6 protein-coding genes and 1 pseudogene are annotated in these 7,922 nt (G+C 43.5%); 6 read left to right on the top strand and 1 reads right to left on the bottom strand.

The genetic code is table 11. The annotated features are described in order from the left end of the window. Positions 1-158: 158 nt before the first annotated feature. Positions 159-551, top strand: a pseudogene (locus HT693_RS07840) (helix-turn-helix domain-containing protein); the annotation flags it as partial. A 246-nt stretch (positions 552-797) separates the two neighbouring features. Here HT693_RS07840 and nagA read toward each other — a convergent pair. Next, a complete protein-coding gene (gene nagA / locus HT693_RS07835; RefSeq protein WP_001134440.1) occupies positions 798-1,949 on the bottom strand; it encodes an N-acetylglucosamine-6-phosphate deacetylase in 1,152 nt (383 codons plus the stop codon). 280 nt (positions 1,950-2,229) lie between these two features. Here nagA and gmk point away from each other — a divergent pair, with 280 nt between their 5' ends. From gmk to rsmB, 5 genes are all read left to right on the top strand, one after another. Next, complete coding sequence (gene gmk / locus HT693_RS07830; protein WP_000775034.1) at positions 2,230-2,856, top strand: guanylate kinase; 627 nt, start codon at positions 2,230-2,232, stop codon at positions 2,854-2,856. Positions 2,857-2,880: 24 nt separating this feature from the next. After that, entirely contained in the window at positions 2,881-3,195 is a 315-nt protein-coding gene (rpoZ, locus tag HT693_RS07825) for a DNA-directed RNA polymerase subunit omega (RefSeq protein ID WP_000979235.1), read from the top strand. 65 nt (positions 3,196-3,260) lie between these two features. Then, positions 3,261-5,657: a primosomal protein N' gene (locus HT693_RS07820; protein ID WP_000233902.1), complete on the top strand. Its 2,397-nt coding sequence runs from the start codon at positions 3,261-3,263 to the stop codon at positions 5,655-5,657. A 12-nt stretch (positions 5,658-5,669) separates the two neighbouring features. Next, a complete protein-coding gene (fmt, locus tag HT693_RS07815; RefSeq protein ID WP_000163714.1) occupies positions 5,670-6,605 on the top strand; it encodes a methionyl-tRNA formyltransferase in 936 nt (311 codons plus the stop codon). After that, complete coding sequence (rsmB, locus tag HT693_RS07810) at positions 6,598-7,911, top strand: 16S rRNA (cytosine(967)-C(5))-methyltransferase RsmB (RefSeq protein WP_014017339.1); 1,314 nt, start codon at positions 6,598-6,600, stop codon at positions 7,909-7,911. Before fmt ends, rsmB begins: the two co-directional genes overlap by 8 nt. Positions 7,912-7,922: the final 11 nt, after the last annotated feature.

The following is a 7,922-nucleotide window of genomic DNA, read 5'->3' as shown; positions in this document are numbered from 1 at the left end:
TGAGTCCCTTTCATTATACCACAAACTAGTCACCCTGACTAGTTTGTTTTACGCTATCAGGGATGGAATGTAATTCGAATGTGAGAATGTCTTTAGTAAATCGAACGTGAAAATGTCCCATTTGATAAAATAGTCGTATGAAAAGTATCCAACTGAATATGAATGAAACGAAAAAATATCTTGTGATAAAAGCTATAGACCAAGGAAAGAAAACAAAGAATCGAGCCTGTGTCGAACTGAATCTTTCTGAAAGACAAATCAATCGTCTGCTACTAGCCTATCAACAGAAAGGAAAAGAAGCCTTCAGACACGGAAACAGAAATCGAAAACCAAAACATGCAATCCCTGATGAAATCAAAGAACGTGTCCTAAAGAAATACCTCTCCTATGAAACATATAAACCAAATGTCCTTCATTTCTGTGAATTACTAGCTGAAGAAGAGGGAATTCAGCTCTCTGATACAACTGTTAGAAAAATACTCTATAAGGAAAACATCCTCTCTCCCAAGTCTCACAGAAAGACAAAGAAGAGACTAAGAAAACAAGCTAAACTGAGCCTGGAACAACTCGTAAACGCTCCAAGTTGGTCTACTGCCCAAGTAAAATTTATACTAAACAGAAATTAAAAAACAAATTAGAAGACTTGGATTGCACAGCTCAAAATACTGATTTTAGAAAGTGGAATACTAATTAATGGAGTTGTAACAAATAGTTGACAGTGTTTGTTGCTTTTTGACTTCAAAGGAGTATTACTGGATTTTCTCCTCAAATTAGACTTTTGCCCAGACTCTTCTCTCTTATGCTTGATAACGTTTCACACCATCTAGATAGGTTGCTACCAATTCCAAATCTTTGTCTAAAACAATAAAATCTGCATCATAACCTTCACGAATTTGTCCACAGACGTCATCGATGTGAACGGATTTAGCTGGGTTGAAGCTGGCCATCATGACTGCTTCATGCGGATTCGCAATTCCCCATTCGACTACATTCTTCACACCATCTTTGAGTTTGAGGATAGAACCTGCCAAGTTACCTGTCGATTTGAGGCGTGCAGTTCCATTTGCAACGACAACTGGGAATTCTCCCAACATATAGTCACCGTCTTCCAATCCACCAGCTGTCATACAGTCTGTAATAAGAGCAATGTTTTCTGTCCCTTTTTGTTTGATAAGAATTTCGCAGGCTTTTGGATCTACGTGATGGCCATCACAGATCAACTCTGCATAGGTATGAGGTAATTGATACATGGCTCCAACCATACCCAGTTCGCGGTGAGTCAACCCACGCATTCCATTGTAGGCGTGTACCCAAACACTCGCTCCAGCATCGACTGCTTTTTTAGCTTCATCAAAAGTCGCGTTTGAGTGCCCAAGAGCAACCGTTACACCTTCTCCGGTGATAGTCCGTACAAAGTCTTCTACACCTTCACGCTCTGGCGCAAGAGCAATTTTATTTAGCAAGCCATTTGCTGCTTTTTGCCAAGCACGAAACTCATCCATGCGAGGATCTTTCATGTAGGCAGGGTTTTGAGCCCCCTTGTATTTCTCTGTGAAATAAGGCCCTTCAAAATAAATTCCACGAATTTTCGCGCCACTTGCTTCTTGATAACGAGCACCGATATTTTCAGTTACCGCAAGCAATTGCTCATAAGTCGATGTCAAAGTTGTTGGCAAGAAGCTCGTTACCCCCATGCTGAGGAGTCCTTCACTCATAGTATGAAGCGTTCCTTCGATATTATTATCCATAACATCCACACCGCCAAATCCATGAATGTGGGTATCCACAAGTCCTGGAGCAATGCTATAACCTGTATAGTCAATCACCTCAGCTCCTTCAGGAATCTGCTCTACATGTTTTCCAAACTTGCCGTCCACAAGTTCCAAGTAACCACCTCGACGAACTCCGTGTGGGTAGAAAAACTGATCCGCTTTAATATAGTTAGGCATAATGTTAACCTCCTTAAAAAATTGATTCTACAATTTATTATGTCAATTACATTATAAACCTTTCTTTTTCATTTGTAAATGGTATAGACCTATTTTCTGAAGATATTTTAAAAGCGATATTTCACGTTCGAATCACAACACATCTAAATAAATAAGAAAGAGCAGTTGAAAAATTACTGCTTTTTTGTTACACTAGATAGAAAGACTGTAAAGGATAATCTGGCTTTTTGCCATTATTCTAGAGAAATGTTATTTCACAGACTGACTAAAAGGAGACACAATGGCAGACCGAGGCTTACTAATCGTTTTTTCTGGTCCTTCAGGGGTTGGCAAAGGAACGGTTAGAAGAGAGATTTTTGAGAGTTCTGAAAATCAATTTCAATACTCTGTATCGATGACGACACGCGCACAACGTCCTGGAGAAGTGGACGGTGGTGACTATTTCTTCCGTACTCGTGAAGAGTTTGAAGAGCTGATTCGTCAAGGACAGATGTTGGAATACGCAGAATATGTCGGCAACTACTATGGAACTCCTCTGACCTACGTCAATGAAACCTTGGACAAGGGAATCGATGTTTTCCTTGAAATTGAAGTTCAGGGTGCTCTTCAGGTTAAGAAAAAGGTTCCAGATGCTGTCTTTATCTTCCTGACACCACCAGATTTGGATGAATTACAAGACCGCTTGGTAGGTCGTGGAACAGATAGCGCAGAAGTGATTGCCCAACGAATCGAAAAAGCCAAGGAAGAAATTGCTCTCATGCGTGAGTATGATTATGCGATTGTCAACGATCAGGTGCCCCTAGCTGCTGAGCGTGTCAAACGTGTGATCGAAGCAGAGCACTTCCGTGTGGACCGTGTCATTGGTCACTATCAGGAGATGTTACCAAAGTCTCCAACTACCCGATAAAATTTAGAAAATAGGTACAAGCAAATGATGTTAAAACCCTCTATTGATACCTTGCTCGACAAGGTTCCTTCAAAATATTCACTCGTAATCTTGGAAGCAAAACGTGCCCACGAATTGGAAGCAGGTGCACCAGCAACTCAAGGTTTCAAGTCTGAAAAATCAACTCTTCGCGCTCTAGAAGAAATCGAATCAGGAAACGTAACCATTCACCCAGACCCAGAAGGGAAACGTGAAGCAGTGCGTCGCCGTATCGAAGAAGAAAAACGCCGCAAAGAAGAAGAAGAAAAGAAAATCAAAGAGCAAATCGCTAAAGAAAAAGAAGATGGTGAAAAAATTTAAGGTTGGGGGGACTCAATCTTATTTTTTCTATTGTAAGAATGTACTGACAAGGAGGAGGTGAGAAGATGGTTATAGCCAATATTATTGTAGATGTGCCCTTGATGCAGACGGACCAGCCCTATAGTTACAAGATTCCTAAGGAATTTGAGGGAATGCTAGAAGTTGGGATGCGGGTTCATGTGCCTTTTGGTAAGGGCAATCGCCTGATTCAAGGGATTGTTCTTGGTTTGGAGTCCCAAGTGGATGAAGAAGGGGTAAGTCAAGATTTAAAAGATATTGCCGAGGTACTGGATTTTTCTCCTGTTCTCACGCAAGAACAACTCTGGCTGGCTGAGGAGCTCCGCAAATCTGTATTTTCTTACAAAATCTCTATTCTCAAGGCTATGCTACCGGGATTTCTAAATTCTAGCTATGACAAGATTCTCTATCCTCTGGAAGGTCTGAGTCAGGAAGACCGAGAGCGCTTGTTTGGTTCTGAAGATTCACTAGCCTTTTCTTCTCTGGATTTAGGTAAGCAAGCTGAAATGATGCGTTTGACTAGAAAAGGCCTACTTGGTCTGGAATATCAGGCAGTCGATCAAAAGAAGGTCAAGACCCAGTCTTGGTATGAGGTGAATCTAGCTCAATTAGAAGGTGTTGAAATATCTGCGCGTGCCAAGAAAAAGTTGGAATTGAGAGATTACTTGCTGTCTCATCCTGAGAGTGCTTCCTTGGCTAGTTTGTTAGAGTCCTACTCACGGGAGCAGGTCAACTTTTTTGTGGAACAAGGTGCTGTGTCCATAGTCCAAAAGGAAGTGCAACGCTCGGCTGCTTATTTTGAAGGGATTGAAGCAAGTCAGCCTTTGGAGTTGAATCCAGAGCAAAGACAGGCGCGTGATGCGGTTGTGAGTGCTATTGGTAGTCATCAGCCTCCCTTCCTCCTTCAAGGGATCACAGGAAGTGGGAAGACCGAGGTTTACTTACAAATAATCCAAGGAGCTTTGGATAAGGGGAAAACAGCCATCTTGTTAGTGCCTGAGATTTCCTTGACTCTGCAGATGACGGAGCGTTTTATTGCTCGCTTTGGTAAGAAAGTGGCCATTCTTCACTCAGGCCTGTCCAATGGTGAAAAGTATGATGAATGGCGCAAGGTGGAACGCGGCGATGCCCAAGTTGTTGTTGGTGCTAGATCTGCCATCTTTGCTCCGCTGAAAAATCTAGGTGTCATGATTATCGATGAGGAGCATGAAGCGACTTATAAGCAGGACAGTAATCCCCGTTACCATGCTAGAGAGGTGGCTATTTTACGGGCTCATTATAATCAAGCGGCTCTGGTGCTTGGTTCAGCAACTCCTAGTCTGGAAAGCCGTGCTCGGGCTGGCAAAGGCGTTTATCAACATTTACGTCTGACCCAACGCGCCAATCCTTTAGCTAGAATCCCTGAGGTTCAAGTGATTGACTTTCGGGACTATATCGGACAAAACGAGACGTCAAATTTTACGCCTCCTTTGCTAGAAGCGATTCAGGACCGTCTGGCTAAAAAAGAGCAGGTGGTTCTCATGCTCAATCGCCGTGGTTATTCTAGCTTTGTCATGTGTCGGGAGTGTGGGACGGTGGATACTTGTCCCAACTGTGATATTTCCTTGACCTTGCACATGGATACCAAGAATATGAACTGCCATTATTGTGGTTTTTCGAAGGACATTCCTCAGGTCTGTCCTAACTGTAAGAGCCGCAGTATTCGCTACTATGGGACAGGGACACAGAAGGCTTATGACGAGCTAGCAGAACTCTTTCCCCAGGCTCGCATTCTGCGCATGGATGTGGACACGACTCGTAAGAAAGGTAGTCACCAAGCTCTGCTTGACCAGTTTGGGCGAGGAGAAGCAGATATTTTACTAGGTACTCAGATGATTGCCAAGGGATTGGATTTTCCAAATGTGACCCTAGTCGGTGTTCTAAATGCGGATACGGCCTTGAATCTGCCTGATTTCCGTTCTTCTGAGAGAACCTTCCAGCTCTTGACTCAGGTGGCAGGTCGAGCAGGACGTGCTGAAAAAGCTGGGCAGGTCTTGATTCAGTCTTACAATCCTCAGCACTACGCTATTCGATTTGCAAAAGACCAGGACTACGAAGGCTTTTATGCTTATGAAATGGGTATCAGACGACAACTTGGCTATCCACCTTACTATTTCACCATTGGCATTACCCTTTCTCACAAGAAAGAAGAAGAGGTGGTCAAACGTGCCTATGAAGTCATGAACATTTTGCGGTCAGGTTTGTCTGAAACCAGTAACATCCTCGGGCCAACGCCCAAACCCATCGCCCGTACTCACAACCTCTATCATTACCAGATTTTAATTAAATACCGTTTAGAAGATGAGCTGGGACCAACCCTCAACCAGGTCTTGGCCTTGACTCAAGAAAGGGAAAATAGTGAGCTCCGTCTCAGCATTGACCATGAGCCACAGCAATTTTTATAAGAAGGAGAAGATATGACAAAACTAATCTTTATGGGGACACCCGACTTTTCAGCAACAGTCTTAAAAGGACTTTTGACAGATAACCGTTACGAAATTCTAGCCGTTGTGACCCAGCCAGACCGTGCTGTCGGACGTAAAAAAGTTATCCAGGAAACCCCAGTTAAACAAGCTGCAAAAGAGGCAGGACTTCCTATCTACCAACCTGAAAAACTATCTGGAAGTCCAGAGATGGAAGATCTTATGAAGCTAGGAGCAGATGGGATTGTGACTGCCGCTTTTGGCCAGTTTCTCCCAAGTAAACTCCTTGATAGCATGGACTTTGCGGTCAACGTTCACGCGTCACTCCTTCCTAAACATCGTGGTGGTGCTCCGATCCATTATGCCTTGATTCAAGGTGATGAGGAAGCTGGTGTAACCATTATGGAGATGGTTAAGGAAATGGATGCAGGGGATATGATTTCTCGTCGTAGTATTCCGATCACAGATGAGGACAATGTTGGCACCTTGTTTGAAAAATTGGCGCTAGTTGGTCGTGATTTGCTTTTGGATACTTTGCCTGCCTACATTGCTGGTGACATCAAACCTGAACCGCAGGATCCAAGTCAGGTTACTTTCTCGCCAAATATCAAGCCAGAGGAAGAAAAGTTGGATTGGACTAAAAGCAATCGTCAACTTTTCAACCAAATCAGAGGGATGAACCCCTGGCCTGTTGCCCATACTTTCCTTAAGGGCGACCGCTTTAAGATTTATGAAGCCCTGCCAGTAGAAGGTCAGGGAAATCCAGGAGAGATTCTCTCTATCGGCAAGAAAGAATTGATTGTCGCAACGGCAGAAGGAGCTTTGTCTCTTAAGCAAGTGCAGCCAGCTGGTAAGCCTAAGATGGACATCGCTTCCTTCCTCAACGGAGTTGGACGTACATTGACTGTAGGAGAACGATTTGGTGACTAAAGTAGAAACGGCTAGAAGTTTAGCCCTGGCAGTATTAGAGGATGTTTTTATCAATCAAGCATACTCAAATATCGCCTTAAATAAGCATCTCAAGGGAAGTCAACTTTCGGCAGCAGACAAGGGCTTAGTGACCGAGCTAGTCTATGGAACGGTAGCCCGTAAACTGACTCTGGAATGGTACCTATCCCATTTTATCGAAGACAGAGATAAGTTAGATAACTGGCTCTATGTCCTTCTTCTCATGAGTGCCTACCAGCTCCGCTATTTGAACAAGATTCCAGATTATGCTGTGGTCAATGAAGCAGTGGAATTGGCCAAAGTCCGTAAAAAAGGCAGTGAAAAATTGGTCAACGCCGTCCTTCGCCGTATCTTGCGTGAAGGCTGGCCAGATATTGCTAGCATCAAACGAAAAAACAAGCGTGACTCCATCGCTTATTCCCTTCCGGTTTGGCTAGTTGCAAAGCTCAAGGAAGAATACGGAGAGGAGCGAGCGCAAGCTATTTTTGAAAGTCTCTTGGTGCGAAACAAGGCCAGTATTCGTGTAACTGATTTAAGCCGAAAAGAGGAAATCCAAGCCTTATTGGAGGCGAATAATTCCCTTTTAGCAACCACTGGTCTGGTTAAGGAGCAAGGGCATTTTGCAGGCCATGATTTGTTTGCAGAAGGGACTATAACCATCCAAGACGAGTCTAGTCAGCTGGTTGCGCCAACTTTGAATTTGCAGGGAGATGAGCGAGTGCTTGATGCCTGTGCGGCTCCGGGTGGGAAAACAGCCCATATAGCCTCTTATCTCACGACAGGTCAGGTTACTGCTCTGGACTTGTACGATCACAAGTTGGACTTAATCCAAGAAAATGCTCAACGTCTGGGAGTTGCAGATCGGGTTCAAAGGCAAAAATTGGATGCCAGAAAGGTGCATGAGTTTTTTAGTCAGGATTCATTTGATAAGATTTTAGTGGATGCTCCCTGTTCAGGAATCGGTCTTTTGCGCCGAAAACCAGATATCAAATACAATAAAGAAACGGCAGATTTCGCGTCCTTACAGGAAATTCAGCTAGAAATATTAGGTAGTGTTTGTCAAACACTAGGCAAAGGTGGTATAATAACTTATAGTACCTGTACTATTGTCTCAGAGGAGAATTTTCAAGTCGTTGAGGCGTTTTTAGAAAGTCATCCTGAGTTCGAGCAGGTAAAGCTAGAACATGAATGTAAGGATATCATGAAAGACGGCTGTATCCTCATTACACCTGAATTGTATGGAAGTGATGGATTCTTCATCAGTCAATTTCGCAAGATATCGGATTAGGAAGGAACTGA

Origin of the sequence: Streptococcus sp. 2154, assembly GCF_013277255.1 — a bacterium.
Classification (GTDB): Bacteria; Bacillota; Bacilli; order Lactobacillales; family Streptococcaceae; genus Streptococcus; species Streptococcus pseudopneumoniae.
This window is presented reverse-complemented; position numbering and strand designations above follow the sequence as displayed.